This window comes from Caulobacter sp. BK020 (assembly GCF_004342605.1).
Taxonomy (GTDB): Bacteria; Pseudomonadota; Alphaproteobacteria; order Caulobacterales; family Caulobacteraceae; genus Caulobacter.
Map to the genome: position 1 here is coordinate 234287 of NZ_SLZL01000003.1, position 23882 is coordinate 258168.

The 23882-nt window shown below is 68.5% G+C and carries 25 protein-coding genes; 12 read left to right on the forward strand and 13 right to left on the reverse strand.

Translation table 11 applies throughout. The features are described from left to right. Positions 1 to 21 precede the first annotated feature (21 nt). The 4 genes from EV278_RS05100 to EV278_RS05115 form a co-directional block, all read right to left on the reverse strand. Positions 22 to 750: an endonuclease III gene (locus tag EV278_RS05100; RefSeq protein ID WP_132087478.1), complete on the reverse strand. Its 729-nt coding sequence runs from the start codon at positions 748 to 750 to the stop codon at positions 22 to 24. A gap of 87 nt (positions 751 to 837) precedes the next feature. Next, entirely contained in the window at positions 838 to 1407 is a 570-nt protein-coding gene (locus tag EV278_RS05105) for an NUDIX hydrolase (protein ID WP_132087481.1), read from the reverse strand. Continuing rightward, entirely contained in the window at positions 1404 to 2405 is a 1002-nt protein-coding gene (locus EV278_RS05110) for an inorganic phosphate transporter (RefSeq protein ID WP_132087484.1), read from the reverse strand. The genes EV278_RS05105 and EV278_RS05110 overlap by 4 nt, the downstream gene beginning before the upstream one ends. Then, positions 2405 to 3049 carry a DUF47 domain-containing protein gene (locus tag EV278_RS05115; RefSeq protein WP_132087487.1) on the reverse strand — a complete coding sequence of 215 codons (645 nt, stop codon included), beginning with the start codon at positions 3047 to 3049 and terminating at the stop codon, positions 2405 to 2407. The genes EV278_RS05110 and EV278_RS05115 overlap by 1 nt, the downstream gene beginning before the upstream one ends. A gap of 197 nt (positions 3050 to 3246) precedes the next feature. Between EV278_RS05115 and EV278_RS05120 the strand changes: the two genes are divergently transcribed. The 6 genes from EV278_RS05120 to EV278_RS05145 all read left to right on the forward strand — a co-directional run bounded on the left by EV278_RS05120 (position 3247) and on the right by EV278_RS05145 (position 10433). Beyond that, positions 3247 to 3711, forward strand: coding sequence for a (2Fe-2S)-binding protein (locus EV278_RS05120; protein WP_132087490.1), 465 nt, complete (start codon positions 3247 to 3249; stop codon positions 3709 to 3711). 2 nt (positions 3712 to 3713) lie between these two features. Then, entirely contained in the window at positions 3714 to 5894 is a 2181-nt protein-coding gene (locus EV278_RS05125) for a xanthine dehydrogenase family protein molybdopterin-binding subunit (protein ID WP_132087493.1), read from the forward strand. 130 nt (positions 5895 to 6024) lie between these two features. Further along, on the forward strand, positions 6025 to 7380 hold the full coding sequence (locus EV278_RS05130; RefSeq protein ID WP_132087496.1) for an FAD-dependent oxidoreductase: 1356 nt from the start codon (positions 6025 to 6027) through the stop codon (positions 7378 to 7380). A 336-nt stretch (positions 7381 to 7716) separates the two neighbouring features. Next, positions 7717 to 9120: an MFS transporter gene (locus tag EV278_RS05135; RefSeq protein WP_132087499.1), complete on the forward strand. Its 1404-nt coding sequence runs from the start codon at positions 7717 to 7719 to the stop codon at positions 9118 to 9120. Between the two features lie 217 nt (positions 9121 to 9337). Continuing rightward, on the forward strand, positions 9338 to 9874 hold the full coding sequence (locus tag EV278_RS05140) for a hemerythrin domain-containing protein (RefSeq protein WP_132087502.1): 537 nt from the start codon (positions 9338 to 9340) through the stop codon (positions 9872 to 9874). A 46-nt stretch (positions 9875 to 9920) separates the two neighbouring features. Then, a complete protein-coding gene (locus EV278_RS05145) occupies positions 9921 to 10433 on the forward strand; it encodes a CinA family protein (protein WP_132087505.1) in 513 nt (170 codons plus the stop codon). A 69-nt stretch (positions 10434 to 10502) separates the two neighbouring features. Here EV278_RS05145 and EV278_RS05150 read toward each other — a convergent pair whose 3' ends face one another. Continuing rightward, positions 10503 to 10760 (reverse strand): GlsB/YeaQ/YmgE family stress response membrane protein, encoded by a 258-nt coding sequence (locus EV278_RS05150; RefSeq protein ID WP_028040338.1) that lies wholly within the window; start codon positions 10758 to 10760, stop codon positions 10503 to 10505. 534 nt (positions 10761 to 11294) lie between these two features. On the opposite strand from EV278_RS05150, the gene EV278_RS05155 reads away from it, so the two are divergent. After that, complete coding sequence (locus tag EV278_RS05155) at positions 11295 to 12662, forward strand: dicarboxylate/amino acid:cation symporter (protein WP_132087508.1); 1368 nt, start codon at positions 11295 to 11297, stop codon at positions 12660 to 12662. Here the strand turns inward: EV278_RS05155 and EV278_RS05160 are convergent. The 3 genes from EV278_RS05160 to EV278_RS05170 form a co-directional block, all read right to left on the reverse strand. After that, entirely contained in the window at positions 12659 to 14011 is a 1353-nt protein-coding gene (locus EV278_RS05160; RefSeq protein WP_207905439.1) for a sorbosone dehydrogenase family protein, read from the reverse strand. The two genes, EV278_RS05155 and EV278_RS05160, sit on opposite strands and share 4 nt — an antisense overlap. A 61-nt stretch (positions 14012 to 14072) precedes the next feature. After that, entirely contained in the window at positions 14073 to 14513 is a 441-nt protein-coding gene (gene trxC, locus EV278_RS05165) for a thioredoxin TrxC (protein WP_132087511.1), read from the reverse strand. A 166-nt stretch (positions 14514 to 14679) separates the two neighbouring features. Beyond that, positions 14680 to 15441 (reverse strand): FadR/GntR family transcriptional regulator, encoded by a 762-nt coding sequence (locus EV278_RS05170; RefSeq protein WP_132087514.1) that lies wholly within the window; start codon positions 15439 to 15441, stop codon positions 14680 to 14682. A gap of 146 nt (positions 15442 to 15587) precedes the next feature. Between EV278_RS05170 and manD the strand changes: the two genes are divergently transcribed. Further along, positions 15588 to 16799 carry a D-mannonate dehydratase ManD gene (gene manD, locus EV278_RS05175; RefSeq protein ID WP_132087517.1) on the forward strand — a complete coding sequence of 404 codons (1212 nt, stop codon included), beginning with the start codon at positions 15588 to 15590 and terminating at the stop codon, positions 16797 to 16799. A gap of 48 nt (positions 16800 to 16847) precedes the next feature. Here manD and EV278_RS05180 read toward each other — a convergent pair whose 3' ends face one another. From EV278_RS05180 to flgF, 5 genes are all read right to left on the reverse strand, one after another. Continuing rightward, positions 16848 to 17357, reverse strand: a complete 510-nt coding sequence (locus EV278_RS05180) for a hypothetical protein (RefSeq protein WP_132087520.1) — start codon at positions 17355 to 17357, stop codon at positions 16848 to 16850. Between the two features lie 120 nt (positions 17358 to 17477). After that, positions 17478 to 18197, reverse strand: coding sequence for a flagellar basal body L-ring protein FlgH (flgH, locus tag EV278_RS05185; protein ID WP_132087523.1), 720 nt, complete (start codon positions 18195 to 18197; stop codon positions 17478 to 17480). 11 nt (positions 18198 to 18208) lie between these two features. Then, positions 18209 to 18952 carry a flagellar basal body P-ring formation chaperone FlgA gene (gene flgA / locus EV278_RS05190; RefSeq protein ID WP_132087526.1) on the reverse strand — a complete coding sequence of 248 codons (744 nt, stop codon included), beginning with the start codon at positions 18950 to 18952 and terminating at the stop codon, positions 18209 to 18211. Positions 18953 to 18956: 4 nt separating this feature from the next. Then, the gene (gene flgG / locus EV278_RS05195) at positions 18957 to 19745 is read right to left on the reverse strand and encodes a flagellar basal-body rod protein FlgG (RefSeq protein WP_056761452.1); all 789 of its coding nucleotides are present in this window, start codon (positions 19743 to 19745) and stop codon (positions 18957 to 18959) included. Positions 19746 to 19757: 12 nt separating this feature from the next. After that, positions 19758 to 20495, reverse strand: coding sequence for a flagellar basal-body rod protein FlgF (gene flgF, locus EV278_RS05200; RefSeq protein ID WP_132087529.1), 738 nt, complete (start codon positions 20493 to 20495; stop codon positions 19758 to 19760). A gap of 224 nt (positions 20496 to 20719) precedes the next feature. Between flgF and fliL the strand changes: the two genes are divergently transcribed. Genes fliL through EV278_RS05220 form a run of 4 tightly spaced genes read left to right on the forward strand, consistent with a single transcriptional unit; the run spans position 20720 to position 23870 of the window. Further along, a complete protein-coding gene (fliL, locus tag EV278_RS05205) occupies positions 20720 to 21334 on the forward strand; it encodes a flagellar basal body-associated protein FliL (RefSeq protein WP_056761458.1) in 615 nt (204 codons plus the stop codon). Positions 21335 to 21361: 27 nt separating this feature from the next. Beyond that, positions 21362 to 22489 (forward strand): flagellar motor switch protein FliM, encoded by a 1128-nt coding sequence (gene fliM, locus EV278_RS05210; RefSeq protein ID WP_132087532.1) that lies wholly within the window; start codon positions 21362 to 21364, stop codon positions 22487 to 22489. Next, positions 22486 to 23097, forward strand: coding sequence for a DUF6468 domain-containing protein (locus EV278_RS05215; RefSeq protein WP_132087535.1), 612 nt, complete (start codon positions 22486 to 22488; stop codon positions 23095 to 23097). Before fliM ends, EV278_RS05215 begins: the two co-directional genes overlap by 4 nt. After that, complete coding sequence (locus EV278_RS05220) at positions 23094 to 23870, forward strand: MotE family protein (RefSeq protein WP_132087538.1); 777 nt, start codon at positions 23094 to 23096, stop codon at positions 23868 to 23870. The genes EV278_RS05215 and EV278_RS05220 overlap by 4 nt, the downstream gene beginning before the upstream one ends. Positions 23871 to 23882: the final 12 nt, after the last annotated feature.

Here is a 23882-nt window from a genome sequence, read left to right on the forward strand (position 1 = left end):
GGTTCATCCTCCCGCTGGCGTCTAGGAACGTGGCCGCCAGGCCAGGATGTCGGCGCTGCGCTCCACGCCGACCCGCGAGCAGGCCGGCTTCAGCGCGCACGCCCCGCAGCGCGGCGCGTGGTGTGTGCACAGCAGCTGGCCCAGGCCCTTCATCAGCCAGTGCAGCTCGTACAGGTCCTCGGCGGTCCAGCGGTCGGGGACCATGTCCATCAGGGCGCGATAGGCGTGGGCGGTGTCATAGCTGGCGGGGATCAGGCCGTAGCGGGCGGCGACGCGGTGCACATGGGTGTCGACCACCAGGGCCCGCATGTTCAGGGGGCTGAAGTTCAGCACCGAGGCGGCGACCTTGACCCCGACGCCGGGCAGGCCCTGCAGCCACCAGCGGGCGCTGTCCACCTCCAGCTCGGCCAGATGGTCCAGCGACAGCGTCCAGCCGCTGCGCACCTGGATCAGCCGCAGGGCGTGGGGCAGGTGGCGGGCCTTCTCTTCGGGAAAGGCGACGTCCTTGATCAGCTCCTGGACTTCGGCGTCGGGCGTCTCGGCCAGATCTTCCCAGGCGGCGAAGCGCTCCTTCAGGCGGTGATAGACGGCCCACGAGGTCGCGTCCTTGGTCCGGCCGCTGATCGACGCCTTGACCAGCTGGGAGACGGGATCCAGCCGCTTGGTCGGCCGCTGCGGGCCGAAGGTCTTGAGCAGCCCGTCGCGCAGGGCTTCGAGCGGCGAGGTCGACAGGTCGAGGGACAGCTGCATGGCGATTCTCGTTCTGGAACAGAACAAGAACATAATGAACGCCAAGCGGCTTGTCGAGTTATCCCCAGCCTGTCCCCAGGCGCGCGGTCAGGAATGGCGCCGACGGCCCCACAGCACGCTGATCCGCCGGCGCAGGCGGGTCAGGGCCACGCGCATCGGCGTCGGGGCCGGGGCGGGGGCCGGGCGCTCCTCGGCGGGCAGCTCGACCTGGGCGAAGCGGGCGATCAGGTCGCGCAGCTCCGGCTCCTGCACCGCCAGGGCGGCCTCGACCGGCGACATCCACCGCAGCGTCCGCTGGCCCTTCTCCGGCCAGGTGGCGTGTTCGCCGGTGATTTCCATCGAATAGACGTCGACCGTCACCGGGCGCGCCACGCCGCTCTTCAGGCGCTTCAGATAGGGATAGTCGCCAACGGGTTTGGTCTCGATGCGGCCGTCCAGCCCGGCCTCCTCATAGGCTTCCTGGGCGGCGGCCTGGGGATCGGTCTTGCCCTTCATCGGCCAGCCCTTGGGGATCACCCAGCGGCGGGTCTCGCGCGATGACACCAGCAGGATCTGCAGGCCCGCGGCCGCATCGACGCGCCAAGGCAGGGCGGCGACCTGGCGACGCCGTGTCGCGGACTTGCGTCCCGCCTGCTTGCCGCCCGCCGTGTCGCTCACGTCATCCAGAACCCGAGATAGTAGAACGCCGCCGCGACAAGGCCGGCCGCTGGCAAGGTGACGATCCAGGCGGTCACGATGCTCTTGGCCACGCCCCAGCGGACGGCCGAAACCCGACGCGAAGCGCCGACGCCGACAATAGCGCCCGTGATCGTGTGAGTCGTCGAGACCGGAACGCCCAGGTGCGTGAAGAAGAACAACGTAATGGCGCCGCCGGTTTCAGCGCAGAAGCCCTGCATCGGCGTCAGGCGGGTGATCTTGCTGCCCATGGTGTGGACGATCCGCCAGCCGCCGAACAGCGTGCCCAGCGCCATGGCCGTCTGGCACGAGATCACCACCCAGAACGGGATGTGGCCCGGCTGGCCGCTCATGCCGTGGGCGAACAGCAGGGCGGCGATGATGCCCATGGTCTTCTGGGCGTCGTTGCCGCCGTGGCCGAGCGAATAGGCGGCGGCCGAGACGAACTGCAGCTTGCGGAACACCCGGTCGGCGAAGAACGGCGAGCTTTTGAGGAAGGTCCAGGAGACGACCAGCACCAGCAGCAGGGCCAGCAGGAAGCCCAGGGTCGGCGAGACCACGATCGCCGCCGCCGTCTTGCCCAGTCCCGCCCACTGCACCGCGCCCAGGCCGCCGACCTTGGCGACGGACGCCCCGACCAGACCGCCGATCAGGGCGTGGGAACTGGACGAGGGGATGCCGGCCCACCAGGTGATCAGGTTCCAGCTGATCGCGCCCATCAGCGCCCCGAAGATCAGGCGGTCGCTGATGATGTGCGGATCGACGATGCCGGCCCCGACCATCTTGGCCACGCTGGTGCCGAACACCGCGAAGGCGATGAAGTTGAAGAACGCCGCCCACAGCACCGCCCACCGGGCCGACAGCACGCGGGTCGAGACGATGGTGGCGATCGAGTTGGCCGCGTCGTGCAGGCCGTTGAGGAAGTCGAAGCCCAGGGCGACGACGATCAGCACGACCAGGATCAGGAATGTCGGGTCCACTAGACCTGCTCGACCACGATGCCGCTGATGCGGTTGGCGACGTCCTCGAAGCGGTCGACCACCTTTTCCAGGTGGCTGTAGATGTCGACCCCGACGATGAAGGTCATCGGATCGCCGCCCTTCTGAGCCAGGAACAGCGCCTTGCGGCCCTGATCGTACATCTGGTCGGCCTGCTCCTCGATCTGGGTGACGCGGACGGCCAGCTCGGTCAGGCGCTGGGCGTTCTTGCGCATGTCGGGCAGCAGGGCCACGGCCTCGACCGTCAGCTCGGCGGCCTGGACGATGATCGCGGCCATCTCGCGCATCTGCGGCTCGAAGGTCCTGACCTCGAACAGGCTGACGACCTTGGCGGTCTTGCGCATCTGGTCGATGGCGTCGTCCAGCGAGGTGGTCAGATCCTGGATGTCGCTGCGGTCGAACGGGGTGATGAAGCTGCGGCGGACCGCGCCCATCACCTGGCGGGTGATCTCGTCGGCCTCTTCCTCATGCTGGTAGACGCGGGCGCTGGCGGCCTCGACGCCGTCGCCGCCCTGCATCAGGTCCTGCAGCGCCTTGGCCCCGGCCACCAGGGTGGCGGCATGCTGCGCGAACAGGTCGAAGAAGCGGTCTTCCTTGGGCATGACGGCCCGGAACAAGCCCAGCATGGTCGCTTCATCCTCTGTTCGAAGCGTGGAGGGTTTTCGGACGATCCTTGTACTGAACAACGCCCGACGCGGCGGAGCGGAACCACGGAAGCCGGCCGCGTTCAAGCTTTCAATGACAGTTTTATGACAACCGCACCCTCTGGTCGTTGTTCCAACCCTTTGGCAGTGTGCGCCGGTCTCAGTTCGGGAGTAGCGGCATGTCGACCAGTCTGAAGGTGAACGGTCAGGTCCACACGGTGGACGCCGAGCCGGACACGCCCCTGCTGTGGGTGCTGCGCGACGAACTGGGCCTGGTCGGGACCAAGTACGGCTGCGGCGTGGCCCAGTGCGGGGCGTGCACGGTCCACATCGACGGCGTGGCCATGCGCTCGTGCGTCACCTCGCTGGCCCGGGTGGGCGCCAAGGCGGTGACCACCATCGAGGGCGTCGGGGCCAATCCGGTCGGCGCCAAGGTGCAGGCGGCCTGGACGGCGATCGACGTGCCGCAGTGCGGCTACTGCCAGGCCGGACAGATCATGTCGGCCACGGCCCTGCTGGCCGCCGCGCCCAAGCCGACCGACGACGAGATCGACGCAGCGATGAACGGCAATCTCTGCCGCTGCGCCACCTACATCCGCATTCGCAAGGCCATCAAGGCGGTGTCCGGCCAGGTGGAGGCGTGAGCATGACCGCGATCCTGGAGAACCCCGCCCGCCGCCTGTTCCTGAAGACCGGCGCGGCGGCCGGCGGCGGCCTGCTGCTGTCGTTCAGCCTGCCGGGCCCGGGGCGGGCGCAGGGCGAGGCGGGCGCCAATCCGTTCAACGCCTTCGTCCGCATCGCGCCCGACGGCGGGGTGACCATCGCCGCCAAGCGGCCGGAGATCGGGCAGGGGATCAAGACCTCGATGCCGATGCTGATCGCCGAGGAGCTGGACGTCGACTGGTCGGCCGTCCGCATCGAGCAGGCGCCGATCGACGCCCAGGTGTTCGGCGACCAGTCGGCCGGCGGCAGCACCTCCACCCCGGACGACTGGGAGCCGATGCGCCAGGTCGGGGCGACAGGGCGCGCCCTGCTGGTCCAGGCCGCCGCCCAGCGCTGGGACGTCCCGGCCGCCAGCCTGGCGACCGAGCCCGGTTTCGTGGTCGACAAGGCCGGCCAGCGCCGGCTGTCCTATGGCGAACTGGCCCAGGCGGCGGCCGGCCTGGCCGCGCCCGACCCCAAGACCCTGGTCCTGAAGGACTCCAAGACCTACAGGATCATCGGCAAGCCGCAGCCCCAGTCGGACACGGCCGCCATCGTCGTCGGCAAGCCGCTGTATGGCATCGACGTGCGCGTGCCGGGCATGCTGTACGCCACCTTCATGAAGGCCCCGGTTTTCGCTGCCAAGGTCGCCAAGGTCGATCTGGCGCCGGCCAAGGCGGTCAAGGGCGTGCGCCACGCCTTCGTGGTCGACGGCGGGACCGAACTGGAGGGCCTGCTGGGCGGCGTGGTGGTGGTGGCCGACAGCTGGTGGGCGGCGCGCAAGGGTCGCAACGCGCTGGAGGTGGCCTGGGCCGACCATCCGACCAGCGCCCAGAGCAGCGCCGGCTTCATCGCCAAGGCCGCCGAACTGCACGGCCAGCCGCCGCATCGGACGCTCAAGACGGTCGGCGACGTCGACGCCGCCCTCAAGGGCGCGGCCAAGGTGGTCCGGGCCGACTACAGCTATCCGTTCAACGCCCACGCCACGCTGGAGCCGCAGAACTGCACGGCCAGTTTCAAGGACGGCAAGGTCGAGATCTGGGCCCCGGCCCAGAACCCGGAGGACGGCCGCGAGCTGGTGGCCAAGACCTTGGGGATCAAGCCCGAGGACATCACCATCCACTTCACCCGCAGCGGCGGCGGTTTCGGCCGGCGGCTGATGAACGACTTCATGGTCGAGGCGGCGTGGATCTCCAAGACGGTCGGCGCGCCGGTCAAGCTGCTGTGGACCCGCGAGGACGATATCCAGCACGACTTCTACCGTCCGGCCGGCTTCCATCGGCTGACGGCGGGGCTGGACGCCCAGGGCGGGCTGACGGCCTGGCGCAACCACTTCGTGACCTTCGGCGAGGGCGAGCGGTTCGTCCGCGCCGCCAATATCGGCGGCACGCAGTTTCCGTATGGGGCGGTGGAGAACTACGCCCAGGACGTCTCGGTCATGCCGCTGGGCGTGCCGACGGGCTGGCTGCGGGCCCCGGGCAACAACGCCTACGGCTTCGTGTTCCAGGGCTTCATCGACGAGGTGGCCCATGCGGCGGGCGCCGATCCGGTGGAATTCCGCCGCAAGCTGCTGGGCGCGCCGCGGCTGATCGGCGAGCCGGGCAAGGGTGACAGCTTCCATACCGGCCGGATGCGCGCGGTGCTCGACCGGGCGGCCGCGGCGTCCGGCTGGGGACGTGAAACCCCCAAGGGCGTCGGCCTGGGCGTGGCCTGCCACTACAGCCACCGGGGCTATGTGGCGGTGGTCGTGGAGGCGGCCGCGACCGATGGCGGCCTGACGGTTCGCAAGGCGTGGGCGGCGGTCGATGTCGGCCGCCAGATCGTCAATCCGAACGGCGCCGAGCAGCAGGTGCAAGGCTCGGTCCTCGACGGGATCGGCAGCGCCCTGGGCCAGGCGATCACCATCGAGAACGGCGCGGTGGTCCAGAGCAATTTCGGCGATTTCCCGATGCTGCGGCTGGCCGATGCGCCGGATGTCGAGGTGCGCTTCGTGACCAGCGACAACCCGCCGACCGGCCTGGGCGAGCCGGCCCTGCCGCCGGCGCCCGGGGCTCTGGTCAACGCCATCTTCGCCGCCACCGGCAAGCGTATCCGGACGCTGCCGATCGGCGACCAACTGGCCTAGGGATCGCCATGTCCGCAAGGGGCGCGGCAGAGTGTCCCATGGTCAAGTTCGGGGCCGTTTCGGCGAGGTTGGCGGAACGGTCCTTAACCTTCTCGGACCAGGGTGGTTCTCGAACGGGGACCATCGCGTCATGGGGCAGCACGTCGAAACCTTGGTGATCGGAGCCGGCCCGGCCGGCTTGACCGCCGCCTATGTCCTGGCCAAGGCGGGACGCGACGTCGCCGTCCTGGAAATGGACCCGCATGAGGTCGGCGGCGGGAGCCGCACGATCGACCATCATGGCTTCAAGATTGATCTGAATGGCGGCGCCTACGTCTCGACCTCGTCCGCCGTGCTGGCCCTGTGGTCCGAATGGCTGCCGGACGGCTTCGTCGAGCAGCCCCGGACGGCGCGGATCTATCACCGCGAGCGGCTCTACGCCTATCCGCTGAAGGCCCTGGAGGCCCTGGCCCTTCTGGGACTGCGCGGCGCTGCGGCCTGCCTGGCCTCGTTCGGCCTGGCCAAGATCCGCCCGATCAAGACGCCCAGGACCTTCGGCGACGAGATCCGCAACCGTTTCGGCGCCCGGCTGTCGTCGACGCTGTTCCTGCCCTTCGCCGAGAAGGTGTCGGGCCTGATCCGCGACCAGATGCCGGCCGGCCGCGCGAGCGTCCCCGGGCCGGCGGGAAGCTTGCGCTACCCGCGCCTGGGCGGCGGCTCGATGTGGCGGGCCTGCGCCGACCAGATCGCGGCCCTGGGCGGCGAAGTCGCCCTGGGCCGCCGGGTCGAGACCCTGAAGTTCGATCCGCTCGCCAAGTCGTGGACCGTGACGATCCTGCGCGACGACGGCGCCCACGAGATTCGCACGGCCGACCACGTGGTCTCGACCGCGCCGCTGCGCGAGCTGATGGCCATGCTGCGGCCGGCGCCGATCAGCCTGTTCCACGCCGGCGAGCTGATGTACCGCGACCTGGTCACGGTCGCCCTGGTGGGCCGGACCCGCAAGCCGCTGCTCGAGGCCGCGATCGACGTCCACGACGCCGACCTGCAGGTCGGCCGGGTGCAGAACTACCGCGCCTGGTCGCCGGCCATGGCGCCGGAGGGCGAGGCGGCCAGCTGCCTGGGCCTGGACTATTTCTGTTTCGAGGGCGACGGCCTGTGGACGGCCAGCGACGCCGACCTGGTGGCCCTGGCCTGGCGCGAGGCCGCGGTGATGGGGCTGATGGATCCCACCGCCGTCTGCGACGCCCGCGTCGTGCGCCAGCGCAAGGTGCTGCCGATCGAGGACGAGGACTGCGCCGAGCACCGGGCGATGATCCGCCTGGACCTGAAGATGCAGTTTCCCAGCCTGCACCTGGCCGGCCGCAACGGCCTGCACCGTGACGGCGCTCGGGACCAGGCCACGCTCAGCGGCCTGATGACCGCCGAGAACATCCTTGCCGGCGAGCCCGCCCATGACGTCTGGGAGGTTTCGGCCCCGCCGGCGCCCGGACGTCGCGCAGCCTGAGAAAGCAGCCTTGAGGGCCGTTATCCCAAGCGCCCCGGAGCGAAAATCCGGCCGCGGCCCGCAGTTTTTGCGTGCAGGCGCCGGTCAATCCAACCGCCGGCCCTCATGATCGCCTAGGTCAACACCGCCATAATGACGATCATCGTCATCATGCTCTTCCCATCGGCGATGATTTGTCGGAGTTTTCGATCCGACCGTCGAATCGGGGAAATCGGTTCCCACAGGGCGGCTCGGCGGGGTCTCCGCAGCACGCGTTTTCAGGCCTGGTGCTTGACAACGTTGTCACTGTTGAGGTGGATGTCGCGTCCCGCAATGTCGGACAGGGAGTGGAACAACATGGCAGCTATGGGTGCGGCGCAGGCTCCGAGCAACGGAGCGGCCCCCAAGTCGAAAGGGGGCGGCCTGATCCTGGCCGTCGTCTACGTTACGGCGCTCTTCTTCATCTGGGCTTTCGTCACCAATCTGATCGACCCGCTCGTGAAGAGCATGAAGGTCATCTACACGCTGACGGACTTCGAGACCCAGCTGAACCAGTTCGCGTTCTTCATCGCCTACGGGATCATGTCGATCCCTTCGGCGGCATATCTGGCCAAGAACGGCTACGCCAAGTCGATCGTGCTGGGCCTGACCGGCATCGTCGCGGGCTGCCTGATCGCCTGGTCGACAACGTTCTCCCATAACTTCATCACCGTGCTGCTGGGCCTGTTCGTGGCCGCTTCGGGCATCACCCTGCTGCAGGTGGCCGCCAACCCGCTGATCGCCTCGATGGGCGAGGCGAAGAACTCGCACTTCCGCCTGAACCTGTCCCAGGCCTTCAACTCGATGGGCGCCTATGTCGGCGGCATCTTCGGCGCGAAGTTCCTGCTGCAGGGGCCGCTGTTCGAGAAAGACGTGGTGATCACCGAGAGCATGAAGGCCATGGGCCTGGGCTTCGTGACCAACGTCTACCTGCTGATCGCGGTGGTCCTGGCCATCTTCACCCTGGCCGTGTTCCTGGTGCGCAACACCATCACCGAGCACGCGCCCAAGATGGCCGAGCACGCCGAGTCGCCGTTCAAGGCCCTGCAATCCAAGTGGGCCAATCTGGGTTCGATCGGCATCTTTCTCTATGTGGGCGCCGAGGTCTGCGTGATCTCGGGCATGATCTTCTTCCTGGAGCAGAAGCAGATCATGAACCTGCCCTCGCAGGTGGCCGGCTTCGTCGGTCCGATCTTCATGCTGTTCGCGATGTTCGGCCGGTTCGGCGGCTCGATGCTGCTGCGCTACGTCAAGGCCACGACCATGCTGGCCATCGTGGGCGCGTGCGCCGCCGGTCTCTGCACCCTGATCATCGCCACCTATCACATGCCCGCCACGGCCCTGGGCGGCAGCGTCCACCTGCCGGGCGACTATATCGCGCCCCTGACCATGGGCTTCATCCCCGGCGTGGCGGCGATCCTGATCGGCCTGTTCAACTCGATCATGTTCCCGACCATCTTCACCATCACCCTGGAGCGTTCGTCGGCCCCCGCCTCGGCGACTTCGGGCCTGATGTGCATGGCCATCTGCGGCGGCGGGTTCATCTCGATCCTCTACGGCTTTACGGTCGACATGTTCATCCACGCCTTCCCGACCGGCGCGCGCTCGCTGGCCTTCATCGTGCCGCTGGTCTGCTACCTCTATGTCCTGTGGTTCGCGTTCGCCGCCCGCGGCGCGACCGTGCACCAGATCCAGGAAGACGCGGTGGCCGGCGGCCACTAGGCCAGGTTCTTCGCCAAGACCAGAGAGCCCGGGCGTTCGCGCCCGGGCTTTTTCGCGCGCCTTGTATGTTAATGAGAATTATTTGCGGTTACTGGCGTCGGGTGCTCGACACAACCTGCAAGACTTCTCCGAGAAAGGTCTCAATCGGGAACGCCCCCTGACCCCAAGTGTTTGTGATCCGCCGACTTCGGCGACCAAGCATTCAGGGAGAGACACCATGGCGACCACCGCCAAGAGCTCATCGACCAAGGCCAAGTCCGCCAAGCCTCGTCGCACGCGCCGCACCGGTCGCCGCGATCCGCTGGCCATCACCCTTCTGAAGAAGGACCACCGCGAGGTCGAAGGCTGGTTCGACGAATATGAACAGCTGGAGGAGGAGACCGAGAAGCTGGCCCTCTTCAACAAGATCGCCCTGGCCCTCAAGGTCCATACGCGGATCGAGGAGGAGATCTTCTATCCGGAGGAGCGCGGCGAGGTCGAGGACGACATGCTGGACGAGGCCTATGTCGAGCACGACGGCGCCAAGAAGCTGATCGCCGAGATCGAGGCCATGCAGCCGGGCGACGAATTTTACGACGCCAAGGTCAAGGTGCTGGGCGAGTACATCAAGCACCACGTCAAGGAAGAGGAGCAGCCCGGCGGCATCTTCGCCCAGGCCAAGAAGGGCGACGAGGACCTTGAAGCGATGGGCGAACGCCTGAAGCTCCGCAAGGAAGAGCTGATGACCGAATTGGGCGGGAAGCAGCCGAACTGACGCGGCGGGGAGGGCCGCCCCGGCCTTCCCCTCTTTCGGAGGGCCTATGGCCGAGGTGCTTGATCCAATCCTGCCACCCGACATCGACGAACTGACGCAGGCGGTCCTGGAGACCGCCTGCGCGCGCGAGCTGACTCTGGCGACGGCGGAGAGCTGCACCGGCGGCCTGCTGGCGTCGCTGCTGACCGACGTGCCGGGATGTTCCCACGCCTTCGATCGGGGGTTCGTGGTCTATACCGACGAGGCGAAGATCCAGCTCCTCGACGTGCCGCCGTCTCTCCTGCCGCACGGCGGCGCGGTCTCGCAGCCGACGGCGATCGCGATGGCCGAGGGGGCGATCAAGCGCTCCAACGCCAGCGTGGCCGTGTCGATCACCGGTTGGGCCGAGGAGGTCGGCGATCCGGAAAGGCCCGGCGGCCTGGTCCATTTCGCCTGCGCCCGCCGCGGCGGCTACACCCACCATCGCCAGGCCCAGTTCGGCGATATCGGCCGGGGGCCGCTGCGGATCGAGTGCCTGCGCGTGGCGCTGAAGATGCTGCAGCAGGCGGTGGCGCTGTAGAGCACCCGCCATGAAAAAGCGCCTCCGGCTGGGCCGAAGGCGCTTTTCTTGTTTCGAACGTGTGAGATGTCAGAGCGCTCGGCGACCGGTGAAGGCGTGGTAGATCGCCAGGACAACGACCGCGCCGATGACGGCGACCAGCAGGCTGTAGAGGTTCAAGCCGGTGACCCCGGCCGAGCCGAACTGGTTGAACAGGAACCCGCCCACCACGGCGCCGACGATCCCGAGCACCAGGTCCACCACCAGGCTGCCGCCGGTGCGGCTGACGAGCTTGCTGGCGATGAAGCCGGCCACGAGGCCGAGCACGATCCACGCAAGAATAGACATGTACGCCTCCTTGGCATCATAAGGCGTGCGAACTGCGCGCCGATACCAAATAAAGGCCTTCGTCAAGACTTTCGTTCCGACACGCTTGCGTGTTCGGGCGGGGAAACGCCGCGAAAACTTTCAGCCTGTTCGCGCGTTGCTTCCGACCGCGCTTAGCGTGGCTTGCCGATGCGGGCTTGAACAGCCTCGACCAGTTTCTGAGCGGGAGCGCGACCCAGCAGGATGAACACGCCGGAACCGATGATGGCGCCGATGAGAAAGGACAGGCTCATGGAAATTCCTGGGGTGCTGGAGGCTGCGACCGGCCCCTTTTAGAGGCGTCGCCTGGTGTTTGGCCATGTGACACGCCGACGCCGGGCGCCGTCTTGCGCAATTCGGTCGATCCAGGTGCGTTGAACCGGCGTCGATGAATTCTGATGGGGCGTTTCCACCGGGCGGCGCCACAAGCTGGGGCAACACGGCCCGCTCGGTATGATCCCGGCGGCCCTTGCGACATGATGCGGGAGGGCCCGGAGGGGCCCCGAGAGGTTCCAGATGACCCAACCCCAGACTTCTCCTTCCTCGTCACCGAAGGCGAAGGCCGGCCGCTTCATCGGAAGCTTCGGCGTCCAGGTGCTGATCGCGATGGGGATCGGCCTGGGGCTGGGCCTGCTGGCCCGGTCGCTGGGGCCGACCGAGGGGCAGCCGGGTTACGGCTTGGCCGAGACCCTGCACCAGGTGGGATCGATCTTCGTGCAGTTGCTGCGGGTTCTGGTGCCGCCGCTGGTGTTCACCGCCATCGTCGCCAGCATCGCCAACCTGCGCGAGTTGCAGAACGCCGCGCGCCTGGTCTGGCGCACCCTGCTGTGGTTCGCGATTACCGCCCTGATCGCCGTCGCCATCGGCATCGCGCTCGGCCTGATCCTGCGTCCCGGCGACCACGCCGTGGTCGACCTGGCGACCGCCCACGCCCCGCGCACCACCGGCTCGTGGCTCGACTTCCTGACCGGCCTGATCCCGTCCAACATTCTGGGCCTGCAAGCCTCGACCAAGATCGTCGATGGCGCGGCCACGACGACCGCCTCGTTCAACGTGCTGCAGATCCTGGTCCTGGCCCTGGTGGCCGGGGTCGCGGCGATCAAGGTCGGTCCGGCCGGCGAAGGCTTCCTGGCCTTCAACGCCTCGGCCCTGGCGGTGGTGCGCAAGGTGCTGTGGTGGGTGATCCGCCTGACGCCGATCGGCACCATCGGCCTGCTGGGCAACGCCGTGGCCCAGTACGGCTGGACGACCCTAGGACAGCTGGGCGCCTTCGCCGGCGCGATCTATCTCGGCCTGACCCTGGTGCTGCTGGTGGTCTATCCGACGATCCTGGCGCTGAACGGGCTGAACCCGCTGCGGTTCTTCGCCGGCGCCTGGCCGGCCATTCAGCTGGGCTTCGTCTCGCGGTCGTCGATCGGCACCCTGCCGGTGACCGAGGCCCTCACCGAGACCCGCCTGGGCGTGCCGCGCGCCTACGCCGCCTTCGCCGTGCCGCTGGGCGCGACCACCAAGATGGACGGATGCGCGGCGATCTACCCGGCGGTGGCCGCCATCTTCATCGCCCAGTTCTACCACCTGCCATTGCAGCTGACCGACTACGGCCTGATCGTCTTCGTGTCGGTGCTGGGGTCGGCGGCCACGGCGGGCCTGACCGGGGCGGTGGTCATGCTGACCCTGACCCTGTCGACCCTGGGCCTGCCGCTGGAGGGCGTGGGCCTGCTGCTGGCCATCGACCCGATCCTCGACATGGGCCGCACGGCGGTCAATGTCGCCGGCCAGGCCCTGGTGCCGACCATCGTCGCCAAGCGCGAGGGCATACTGGACGAGGCGGTCTTCAACGCCCCGCCCCGCGAAGTGGGGACCGACGAGGCCGTGCCCGCTTAGGGCGCGGGCTTGGCCGGGGCGGGCGGCGGCCGGTTGGCCGCGACCCGCCACACGGCGTTGCCGACGTCGTCGGCCACCAGCAAGGCGCCGAACCTGTCGACCGCCACGCCGACAGGCCGCCCCAGGGCCTGGCCCTTGGCGTCGAGGAAACCGGTCAGGAAGGGCTCGGCAGGCCCGGACGGCCTGCCGTTCAAGAAGGGCACGAAGACCACGCGATAGCCGCTGACCGGCTTGCGGTTCCACGAGCCATGCTGGCCGACGAAGGCGCCGCCCTTGTAGCGGGACGGGAAGGCGTCGGCGTCGTAGAAGGTCAGGCCCAGCGAGGCGGTGTGGGCGCCCAGAGCGTAGTCCGGCTTGATCGCCCTGGCCACCAGGTCGGGCCGCTGCGGCTTGACCCGCGCATCGACTATCTGGCCGTAATAGCTGTAAGGCCAGCCATAGAAGCCGCCGTCCCTGACCGAGGTCATGTAGTCGGGGACCAGATCGCTGCCGATCTCGTCGCGCTCGTTGACGCTGGTCCAAAGGGCGCCGCTCTGGGGTTGCCAGCCCATGCCGTTGGGATTGCGCAGGCCCGAGGCGAAGATCCGGCTGGCGCCGGTGGCCGGATCGATCTCCAGGATCGCCGCGCGGCGCTCCTCGGCCGCCATGCCGTTTTCGCCGACATTGCTGTTGGAGCCGACGGTCACGTACAGCTTCCGGCCGTCCGGGCTGGCGATCACGTTCTTGGTCCAGTGGTGGTTGATCGGCCCGGCGGGCAGGTCGGCGACCTTGCGCGGCGCGGCGGTGATCTGCGTCTGACCCGCCTGGTAGGGGAAGGCCAGCAGGGCGTCGCTGTCGGCGACGTAGAAGGTGTCGCCCACCAGGGCCATGCCGAACGGCGAGTGGAGGCCCGCCAGGAAGGTCGTGCGAACCTCCAGTGTTCCGTCATTGTCAGCGTCGCGCACCAGGGTGATGCGGTTGGCCGAGGGCGGGGTCGCACCCGCGCGCTTCATGATCATCTTCTGAAACCAGCCCCTGAGGCCCTTGCCGTCCTCGGGCTTGGGCGGGGCGTTGGTCTCGGCGATCAGGACGTCGCCGTTGGGCAGCACGTAAAGCCAGCGGGGATGGTCCAGGCCGCGGACCAGGGCGGTGGCGACGAAGCCGGGCGCGGCGTCCGGCGTCTGGCCGTCGGCCCAGCCGACCGCCGGGGCGATCTTCATCACCGGGATCGTCTGCTTCCTGGCGGCGGGGAGGGCGGGATTGGGGCCGTAGCCCTGTTCGGGGGGGAGGGCCGGTCCGGCGCCGCAGGCCGACAGCAGCAAGGCGGCGGGACCGGCGATCAGCAGGGCGCGATGAGCCTTGGGCGTCACGGCCTTGGTTCCTTCGTTGCGTCGGGACTCAACGCGGAGCGGGGGCTCAAGGCTCCAGAGCCTAGGCCGGCGCGTGCTCGTCCAGCCAGCGGCGGAAGAAGCCGGCGTCGGGCAGGCCCGCCTGGTTGGCCGCGACCTTACCGTCCTTGAACAGGAACAGGGCCGGGATGCCGCGCACGCCATAGGCCTGGGCCAGGGCCGGCTCCGCGTCGACATCGACCTTCACGAAGCGGGCGCGAGGCTCCAGTTCGGCGGCCGACCGGGCGAAGATCGGGGCGATCGCCTTGCACGGCCCGCACCAGGCCGCCCAGAAATCAGCGACGATCGGGATCTGGCTGCTGGCGACATGCTTGCGGAAACGGGTGGTGGTCAGGTCGACCGGCTGGCCGGTGAACAGCGGCTGGGCGCAGCGCCCGCACTTGGCCGCCTTGGCGTCACGCTGGGCCGGCAGGCGGTTGGTGGCGTCGCAGTGTGGGCAGACGATGTTGACGGTCTCGGCCATGGCGGTGTCTCAACGAGCGCGGCGGGCGTCCGGTTCTATCGCGCCCGGCCTTCGAGGCGGTCGAGAGTCGGCCGTCTTCCGATTGCAGGGTCAAATAGACCGGCCAAATTCTATTCTGCGAGCGTCATGGTCAGGCCAATTTCTTGCCGCGAGCCCGTCGAACCCATCAGATCAGGGAGCGGCGCGCCAGTTCGCTGCGGCGGGCGGCGACCTCGCTACGGGCCTGCTGCATCGCGTCGATCTCGGTGGCGGTCAGCAGGTTGTCGATCACCCGACCCAGGTGCTCGCGCATGGCGTTGCGAGCGGTCTTGGAGTCGCGGGCCTTCAGGGCGCTGAGGATCTCCTGGTGGTCGTCGATCAGCGGCCGCACGCCCACCTGCCGGGCGCGCTCCAGCATCGCCCGGCACAGCGGCGACTTGTAGCGCAGGTCCCACAGGTTCTCGATCACCGTGACCAGGGCGCTGTTGCGGGTGGCGCGAGCGATGGCGACGTGGAACCGGCGGTCGGCCAGGTCGCCGCGCACGTCGTGTTCGTTCTCCTCGACCATGTCGTCGAGGATTTTTTCCAGGTCGATCAGTTCCTGGTCGGTAATGGTGGTGGCGGCCAGGGCGCACGACTCGCCCTCGATCAGGCGGCGGGCCTCGGTCAGCTCGAAGGCGCCGATGTCCAGCTCCGGCGCGGGCGCCTCGGCGGGCGCGGCCTCGGTGACATAGACGCCCGAGCCATGACGGGCCTCGACCAGGCCGCGGATCTCCAGCGCGATCATCGCCTCGCGCACCGTGGGCCGGCTGACCCTGAATTCCTCGGCCAGATCGCGTTCTGAGGGCAGGCGATGCCCTGGCTGGAACGCACCTTCGCGGATCGATTCGGCGATCGCATTGGCGACTTGCTGGTAGAGCTTCCGGGTTTCTGCGGTCGATGTGGTCATGGGACTTTCCCGCCCGCTCGTATCGGCGGGCCGACGCCAGCCTAGAGCATGGAAGCGAAAGACGCCATGACGCACTGGCGCGTCCGCAAGATATGTCCTATGGATTGGTCAGGCCACTTACGTAGAGAAGGCAGACCAACACTCCCATGCTCAAGATCATCGACGCCAAGGTCATCGTCACCTGCCCGGGGCGGAACTTCGTCACCCTGAAGATCACCACCTCGGACGGCGTCACGGGCGTCGGCGACGCCACGCTCAATGGGCGGGAGCTGGCCGTCGTCAGCTATCTGCGCGACCACATGATCCCCTGCCTGATCGGCCGCGACGCCCACCGGATCGAGGACATCTGGCAGTTCTTCTACCGCGGCTCGTACTGGCGCGGCGGCCCGGTGGCCATGACCGCGCTGGCTGCGGTCGACATGGCCCTGTGGGACATCAAGGGCAAGGTCGCCGGCCTGCCGGTCTACCAGATGCTGGGCGGGGCCTGCCGCGAGGGCGTCACGGTCTATGGCCACGCCAACGGCGAGACCATCGAGGACACCATCGCCGAGGCGGTGAAGTACAAGGGCATGGGCTACAAGGCCATCCGCCTGCAGACCGGCGTGCCTGGCCTGGCCAGCACCTACGGCGTGTCGGGCGACAAGATGTTCTACGAGCCGGCCGACGCCGACCTGCCCACCGAGAACGTCTGGTCGACGGCCAAGTACCTCAACCACGCGCCCAAGCTGTTCGAAAAGGCCCGCGAGGTTCTGGGCTGGGACGTCCACCTGCTGCACGACGTCCACCACCGCCTGACGCCGATCGAGGCGGCCCGCCTGGGCAAGGACCTGGAGCCCTACCGCCTATTCTGGCTGGAGGACGCGGTGCCCGCCGAGAACCAGGCCGGCTTCCGCCTGATGCGCCAGCACACCACCACCCCGCTGGCCGTCGGCGAGATCTTCAGCCACGTCTGGGACGCCAACATCCTGATCCAGGAACAGCTGATCGACTATCTGCGGGCCACGGTGCTGCACGCCGGCGGCATCACCAACCTGAAGAAGATCGCCGCCTTCGCCGACCTGCACCACGTCAAGACCGGCTGCCACGGCGCCACCGACCTGTCGCCGATCACCATGGCCGCGGCCCTGCACTTCGACATGTCGATCCCCAACTTCGGCCTGCAGGAATATATGCGCCACACGCCGGAGACCGACGCGGTGTTCCCGCACGCCTACAGCTTCAGCGACGGCCTGCTGCATCCGGGCGACAAGCCCGGCCTTGGCGTCGACATCGACGAGGCCCTGGCCGAGCACTATCCCTACAAGCGCGCCTACCTGCCGGTGAACCGGCTGGAGGACGGGACCATGTTCAACTGGTGACGTGTTTCCTCCGCGCCGTCTGGTGGCGGCGCGGGGGGACCCGCAAGCTCACTTCACCCGCGTCAGGATCAGCGTCTGGTCCGGCGGACCGGGCCGGCCGTCGATGTCCTGTTCGACCAGCAGGGTGTCGGGGTCGGTGCGGGTGACCTTCATCGACTGATGACGCGAGCCCTGCTCGCCGTGGGTGGTGACCGTCACCGCGCTCTGGCCCACGCGCTGGACGCTGATCTTCACCAGATTCAGATTGACCACGGCCTGGGTCGGCGGGCCGTCGAGCACGGCGTGGGCGAACTGCAGGGCGGCGACGCCGGCTTCGTCCACCTCGACCAGGGTCCAGGCCAGGGCCTTGCCGTCGTCGATGGTGACGTCCAGTTCGCCGCTCAGCGGCGCAGGGCCGGTCAGGGCGGTATTGAACTTCGAGCGCGGCAGGTCGATCGCCCAGCGCCCGGTCACGCCCATCGGCCCGCTGAAGGGCTGGGCGCTGGCGATAGTGGGCGTGGCGACCACCAGGAGGGCGGCGCCGACCAGGGCGGAAACGGCGCGGGCGCGCTTGTTCATGGGGCCGGCTCCGGGATCAGGCCCGGCGAGTCCGGGCGAACGCTGTGACGCCAGGTAATCTGGCCCCGCGCGCGCGCCCGATCAAGGAGTCCGCTCTCGGCCGTCCTCGGGCCAAGCCGCTTAGAACGGCGAGAACTTCTCGACCAGCGACTGGCCGGCCGGCGTCTTCTGCACGCGGCTGATGTCGCCGCGGCCGCCATAGCTGATGCGGGCCTCGGCGATCTGGGTGTGCTTGATGGTGTTGGCCGACGAGATGTCTTCCGGCCGCACGATGCCGGCCACGGTCAGCTGCCGCACCTCGGCGTTGGTGCGCACTTCCTGGGTGCCCTGGATCACCAGGTTGCCGTTGGGCATCACGCCCGAGACGACGGCGGCGATGGTCAGGCTGATCTTTTCCGAGCGGTTCACCGAACCCGCGCCGGCGTTGGACGTGCCCGACTTGGTGTTGATCATGTTGGCCGGGTCGAAGCCGCCCGGCAGAACCTTCCCCAGGCTCGATTCCAGGCCCAGGAAGTTGGGCACGCCCAGCGAGCTGTTGGAGGCGCGCGAGGTCGCGGTCTGGTTCTTGGTGGTGGCGCTGTCGTCGATGTCGATGTTGACGGTCAGGATGTCGCCGACCTTGCTGGCGCGCTGGTCGTTGAAGAAGGTGCGCGCGCCCGTGCGCCACAGCGAGTTGGCCGAGGCGGGCTGGGGCGTGTTGACATATTGCTGGGTCATCGGCGCCAGTTGGGCCGGATAGCCGACGGGCGCCAGTTCCGGGCCCTTCACCGCTTCCTTGACGGTCGAGCAGGCGGCGAGCGGGGCGAGCAGCAGGAGGGCGGCGAGGGCGGGGCGCATCAGGTGTGACCTTCTCAGCGAGCGGCGTAGCGCAGCGTGTTGTTACGGTTGGCCTTCAGGCGCATCGCCTGCGGGCCGACGGCGGTCGAGCCGGGTCCGGTGACCACGGTCTCGATGATCTTCTTGCTGGCGGTGTTCTGGACCATCAGGCTCTCGCCGATGGCCCCCGCCGACATCGCCTTGCCTTGCAAGGTCAGCGCCACGCCGTCGTCTTCGTAGGTGACTGCGACAATATCGCCCGCCTTGATCACCTGCGGGGTCGAGACGTCGCGCAGGCTGGCGGCCGCGCCCTGGCGCAGCGGGCGCTTGACGGTCATGCCGATCAGGTCGTCGGCGTCGCGCGGGGCGTCGGAGGGGCTGGCGGCGGCCTTGATCCAGACCAGGTCTTCCGGCTGGACCAGTTCGCCGGTCGCCAGGCTGCGCGCGTAGGCAAGAACTTCCACATTGCCGCGCGAGGCGCCGGCCAGGCCGCTGTCCGAACCCTGGCGGACGATGATCCGGCGCACGCCGGCGGTGTTGATCCAGTCCAGGCCCGCGCGGCGGGCGGCGATCTGCACCGCGCCGGCGTCGAGCACGGCCGAGGGGCCCACGCGTGTGGCGACCACGACGTCTGACGCCGCGCCGGCCCCGTCGAACAGCTCGCCCAGGGTGATGCGGCCGTCGGCGTCGGTGGTGTCGGACCGCAGGGAAACCGCCTGGCCGGCCAGGGCCGGGGTGGCGATCAGCAGGGCGGCGAGGGCGGGAACGAACGCTTTCATCGGCTTACGACCTCAGGTTCGACGTGGCTTGGAGCATCTGGTCGGCCGTGGTGATGACCTTGGAGTTCATCTCGTAGGCGCGCTGGGCGACGATCAGGGCGGTGATCTCGCTGACCGAGTCGACGTTGCTGGCCTCGGTGTAGTTCTGCAGCAGCGTGCCGAAGCCGGGCTGGCCGGGGGCGGCGATGTTGGCCGCACCCGAGGCCGCGGTTTCCATGAACATGTTGTCGCCGATGGCTTCCAGCCCGCCTTCGTTCATGAAGTTGGCCAGTTCGATCTGGCCGACCGTCTGCGGGGTCGGGTCGCCGTCGAGCTTGACCTGCACCAGGCCGGTCTTGCTGATCGTGGTCGAGACGGCGTTCTGCGGGATCGTGATGCCCGGCTGGACGGTGTAGCCGTCCTCGGTGACGATCTGTCCCTGGTCGTTGGTCGAGAAGTTGCCGGCGCGGGTATAGGCGGTCTCGCCCGAAGGCAGCAGGATCTGCAGGAAGCCCTTGCCCTGGATGGCCACGTCGAACTCGTTGTTCGTCATGGTCGGCGTGCCCTGCTCGTGGATGCGGTAGACCGACCCGGCCTTCACGCCGCCGCCGATCTGCACGCCCGTCGGCACCACGTTGCCGTCGCTGGACGACTGCGAGCCGGCCCGCTCGATGGTCTGGTAGATCAGGTCCTGGAACTCGGCCCGCTGGCGCTTGAAGCCGACGGTGTTCATGTTGGCGATGTTGTTGGAGATGACCTCGACGTTCAGCTGTTGGGCCGACATGCCGGTCGCGGCGGTGCGAAGCGCTTGCATCGTTGTCTATCCTTACTGCGGCTTGCCCAGGCGCTCGACGGCGCTCCGGGACAGTTCCGAGGTTTGGTCCATCATCTTGGCCACGCTCTCGTAGGCGCGGCTGACCTCGATCAGCTTGGTGATCTGGGTGATCGATTGGACGTTGGAGGCTTCCAGCATGCCCTGGTGGATCACGGCGTCCGGGGCGGCCTGGGGGGTGTCGTTGGTGGTGTTGCGATAGAGGTTGTCGCCGTCCTTGCGGAAGCTGGCCAGGTCGGTCGGACGCACCACGGCGACCTTGCCGGCGCGCTCGGCGCCCTGGCTGACCGTCCCGTCGCGGGCGATGGTGACCGGGCCCTTCAGCGGGTCCAGCAAGATCTCGCCGCCGCCGTCGTCCAGCACGGGCTGGCCGTTCTGGGTGACCAGCTTGCCCTCGGGGTTCATCGTGAAGCGGCCGTCGCGGGTGTAGCGCTCGCCGCCGGCGGTGGAGACCTTGAAGAAGCCCTGGCCTTCCAGGGCCAGGTCGAAGTCGCCGCCGGTCTGGGTCAGGGCGCCCTGGCCGAAGTCGCGCGCCACGCCGTCGTCGAGCACGAACTTCACCGGGTTGGCGCCGCCGACGGTGCGGGCCGGTTTCGCCGGCTCGGTGCGGACCATCAGCTCCTCGACCTTGAAGCCGGTCGTGTTGGCGTTGGCGATGTTGTTGGCCACGATGTCGAGTTCGCGGCGCAGGGTCATCTGCCGCGAAAGTCCGACGTAAAGTGCGTTGTCCATGACCGGTTACCGAGACGGCTGGCGCGACAAATGCGCCGCAAGTCAGCAAGCAACCCTCGTGCCAAGTCGAAAAGACAAGGAATTTCAACGGAAAGAAAGGTTAACGCGGCCCTGGGGGCGGAGTCTGCCGGGCAGATTCAGCCTGCGACGAAATGGCCTTCAAAAGACATCGTTAACCATGCTCCACGCATGAGTAGATCCGTAGATTCCAAGGAACCGCGCGCGTGGCCAACAAACCCCCCAAGGACGCTCCCGCCCCGGAAGGCGAAGAGGGCGCCGCCGAGGGCGAAGCTCCGGCTAAGAAGAAGCCGCCGATGATGATCATCATCGCGGCCGCGGCGGCCGTGGTGCTGATCGGCGGCGGCGTGACCGGGTTCCTGCTGCTGAAGCCCAAGCCCGACGCCCACGGCGAGGCGGGCCACGAAAAGCCCAAGAAGAAAGAGAAGAAGAAGGAAGAAAAGGGCGGTCACGGCGGGGGCGGCGAGGGCGCCGCGCCCGTGGCCGGCGCGCCGGTGATCAAGGAAGGCCCCGACGGCGTGGTGTTCTACACCCTGCCGGACATCGTCGTGAACATGCAGGCCGCCGACGGCAAGTCGACCTTCCTGAAGCTGAAACTGACCTTCGAACTGCCCGACGAGGAGACGGCCGAGGCCCTGACGCCGAACCTTCCGCGTCTGCAGGACATGTTCCAGACCTTCCTGCGCGAACTGCGCCCCGAAGACCTCAACGGCAGCCAGGGCAGCTATCAGCTGCGCGCCGAGCTGCTGCGTCGCGTTAATCTGGTCGCCGCGCCTTCCAAGGTGAACGCGGTGCTGATCGAGGAGATGCTGATCAACTAGTCTCCGGGCTGGCTGAGGCGAACCGACATGGCGGAAGAAATCGACGATCAGGCCGCGATGGCCCAATGGGCCTCCGAGAACCCGCCAGGCGGCGAGGTCGGCGCCAACGAGTTTGGCGACTTCAGCGGCGGCATGGGCGGCTGGGACGACGGCGGCGGCGACGGCATGGGCGCCGAGCGCATCCTCAACCAGGACGAGATCGACAGCCTGCTGGGCTTCGACATGTCCGGCGACGGCAATGACGACCGCACCGGCATCCGCGCGATCATCAATTCGGCCCTGGTCTCGTACGAGCGCCTGCCGATGCTGGAAATCGTCTTCGACCGCCTGGTGCGGTTGATGACGACCTCCTTGCGCAACTTCACCTCCGACAACGTCGAGGTCAGCCTCGACAACATCAGCTCGATCCGCTTCGGCGACTATCTGAACTCGATCCCGCTGCCGGCCATCCTGGCGGTGTTCCGGGCCGAGGAGCTGGACAATTACGGCCTGCTGACGGTCGATTCCAACCTGATCTACTCGATCGTCGACGTGCTGCTGGGCGGCCGTCGCGGCACCGCGGCCATGCGTATCGAGGGCCGTCCCTACACCACCATCGAGCGGGTGCTGGTGCAGCGGATGGTCGAGGTGGTGCTGCACGACGCCAAGGCGGCGTTCGAGCCCCTGCATCCGGTGTCGTTCAGCCTGGACCGTCTGGAGACCAACCCGCGCTTCGCCGCCATCGCCCGGCCGGCCAACGCCGCCATCCTGGTCAAGCTGCGCATCGACATGGAAGACCGCGGCGGCCGCATCGAGCTGCTGCTGCCCTACGCCACGCTCGAGCCCATCCGCAAGATGCTGCTGCAGCAGTTCATGGGCGAGAAGTTCGGGCGCGACAATATCTGGGAAGGCCACTTGGCCACCGAGCTCTGGACCACCCAGATGGAGGTGCGCGCCGTGCTCGACGAGCAGCAGCTGCCGCTCAGCAAGGTGCTGAACCTGCAGGTGGGCGACACCCTGATGCTGAACGCCACGCCCGACAGCCCGGTGGAGCTGCGCGCCGGCTCCATTCCGCTGACCCGCGGGCGCATGGGCCGCCGCAACCATTCGATCGCCGTGCGGGCCGACGCGCCCCTGAGCCCGGCGGCCAAGAAGGCGGTTCAGAAGCTGAAATGAGCGTGACGGCCATCGCCCTCAACGGTCTGCTGGCGATCCTGCTGCTGATCGCCCTGGCCTTCGGCGTGCGCCTTGAGCGCCGGCTGAAGGCCCTGCGCGACAGCCATGAGGGCTTCGCCAAGGCCGTGGCCGACCTCGACCGCGCCGCCATGCGCGCCGAGCAGGGCCTGGCCGACCTGCGCGCGGCGACCGACGAAGCCGCCGACACCCTGGCCGACCGCATTTCCCAGGCCAAGGCGCTGGCCAGCCAGCTGGACGAGCGCCTGAACCGGCCGATCGTCACGCCGCCGCCGATTTCGTCTGCAAGGGAGCCTGGTGTTCGCCCCGCCGCCGAACCGCGCGCGGTCGAGCCCCGGGCCGCTCCGCGTCCGATCCGCGCACCCGAGCCGGAGCATCCGCCGGAAACCCCGCGCCGCCTGCGGGCCGAGGACTTCGAGAAGCTGCTGGACCGCGAGGCCCGCATCCCCCGCGACGCCCCGCCGCCTTCCGCCGCACGGCCTTCGGCGCCAAAGGAAACCCCGCGTTCACGGGCGCGGATAGATGATGACCTGTTCGAGGGCCCGGAAGATCCGCCGCGCCCCGGTTCGACCTTTAGGGGCCGTCGATGAAAAACGTTCCGCGCATCCTGCCGATCGTCGGGGTCGCCGTGGTCGGCGTGCTCGCCGTCAACGCCCTGGCCGGCGCCAAGTCCGTCCCGGACCTGCTGAGCGGCGCCAAGGCCTTCGCCGAGGGCGTGGCCAAGCCTGACGCCGAAAAGGCCGCCTCGGCCGCCGACGCCGGCAAGGACGCCGCCGCCAAGGCCCCGCCGGCGGTCTGCGCGCCGTCGGCCAACGACCTGGCCAAGGAGGCCGGCCTGTCGCCGGCCGAACTGCGTGTGCTGCAGAGCCTGGGCCAGCGTCGCGGCCAGCTGGACCAGCGCGAGCAGGACATCGACGTCCAGCTGCAGCTGCTGGCCGCCGCCGAGGCCAAGCTCGACGCCAAGATGAAGGCGCTGAACGGCATGAAGGGCGAGATCCAGGGCCTGCTGGGCCAGGCCGACGCCCAGAAGGAAGCCGAGGCCATGCGCATGGTCACGGTCTATTCGGCCATGAAGCCCAAGGACGCCGCCGCCCGCATGAGCGTGCTGGACGACAGCGTGCGCCTGCCGATCGCCGCCAAGATGAAGGAGCGCACGCTCTCGATGATCCTGGCCAACATGTCGCCGGCCGACGCCAAGATCCTGACCGAGCGCCTGGCCAACCGGCTGTCGGCCGACGCCATCGCCAAGCAGCGCGCCGCCCTGGCCGCCGCCGACAAGCCGGCCGCCGACACCGCGGCCCAGGCCGCTGCGGCGCCGCTGGCCGGCGCGAGCCCGGCCGCCGGCGCCAAGAAGGCCGGCTAGGACGGGAGGGCA

Coding starts and splice junctions, on each gene's coding strand:
- EV278_RS05140 (WP_132087502.1), top strand. CDS start 9,338: ATGGCGACCACCGCCAAGAGCTCATCGACCAAGGCCAAGTCCGCCAAG.
- trxC (WP_132087511.1), bottom strand. CDS start 14,513: ATGGCCGAGACCGTCAACATCGTCTGCCCACACTGCGACGCCACCAAC.
- EV278_RS05130 (WP_132087496.1), top strand. CDS start 6,025: ATGGGGCAGCACGTCGAAACCTTGGTGATCGGAGCCGGCCCGGCCGGC.
- EV278_RS05180 (WP_132087520.1), bottom strand. CDS start 17,357: ATGAACAAGCGCGCCCGCGCCGTTTCCGCCCTGGTCGGCGCCGCCCTC.
- flgG (WP_056761452.1), bottom strand. CDS start 19,745: ATGCAAGCGCTTCGCACCGCCGCGACCGGCATGTCGGCCCAACAGCTG.
- EV278_RS05215 (WP_132087535.1), top strand. CDS start 22,486: ATGAGCGTGACGGCCATCGCCCTCAACGGTCTGCTGGCGATCCTGCTG.
- EV278_RS05125 (WP_132087493.1), top strand. CDS start 3,714: ATGACCGCGATCCTGGAGAACCCCGCCCGCCGCCTGTTCCTGAAGACC.
- EV278_RS05220 (WP_132087538.1), top strand. CDS start 23,094: ATGAAAAACGTTCCGCGCATCCTGCCGATCGTCGGGGTCGCCGTGGTC.
- EV278_RS05145 (WP_132087505.1), top strand. CDS start 9,921: ATGGCCGAGGTGCTTGATCCAATCCTGCCACCCGACATCGACGAACTG.
- fliM (WP_132087532.1), top strand. CDS start 21,362: ATGGCGGAAGAAATCGACGATCAGGCCGCGATGGCCCAATGGGCCTCC.
- EV278_RS05115 (WP_132087487.1), bottom strand. CDS start 3,049: ATGCTGGGCTTGTTCCGGGCCGTCATGCCCAAGGAAGACCGCTTCTTC.
- EV278_RS05170 (WP_132087514.1), bottom strand. CDS start 15,441: ATGACCACATCGACCGCAGAAACCCGGAAGCTCTACCAGCAAGTCGCC.
- flgF (WP_132087529.1), bottom strand. CDS start 20,495: ATGGACAACGCACTTTACGTCGGACTTTCGCGGCAGATGACCCTGCGC.
- EV278_RS05150 (WP_028040338.1), bottom strand. CDS start 10,760: ATGTCTATTCTTGCGTGGATCGTGCTCGGCCTCGTGGCCGGCTTCATC.
- EV278_RS05135 (WP_132087499.1), top strand. CDS start 7,717: ATGGCAGCTATGGGTGCGGCGCAGGCTCCGAGCAACGGAGCGGCCCCC.
- EV278_RS05120 (WP_132087490.1), top strand. CDS start 3,247: ATGTCGACCAGTCTGAAGGTGAACGGTCAGGTCCACACGGTGGACGCC.
- manD (WP_132087517.1), top strand. CDS start 15,588: ATGCTCAAGATCATCGACGCCAAGGTCATCGTCACCTGCCCGGGGCGG.
- EV278_RS05155 (WP_132087508.1), top strand. CDS start 11,295: ATGACCCAACCCCAGACTTCTCCTTCCTCGTCACCGAAGGCGAAGGCC.
- flgA (WP_132087526.1), bottom strand. CDS start 18,952: ATGAAAGCGTTCGTTCCCGCCCTCGCCGCCCTGCTGATCGCCACCCCG.
- EV278_RS05100 (WP_132087478.1), bottom strand. CDS start 750: ATGCAGCTGTCCCTCGACCTGTCGACCTCGCCGCTCGAAGCCCTGCGC.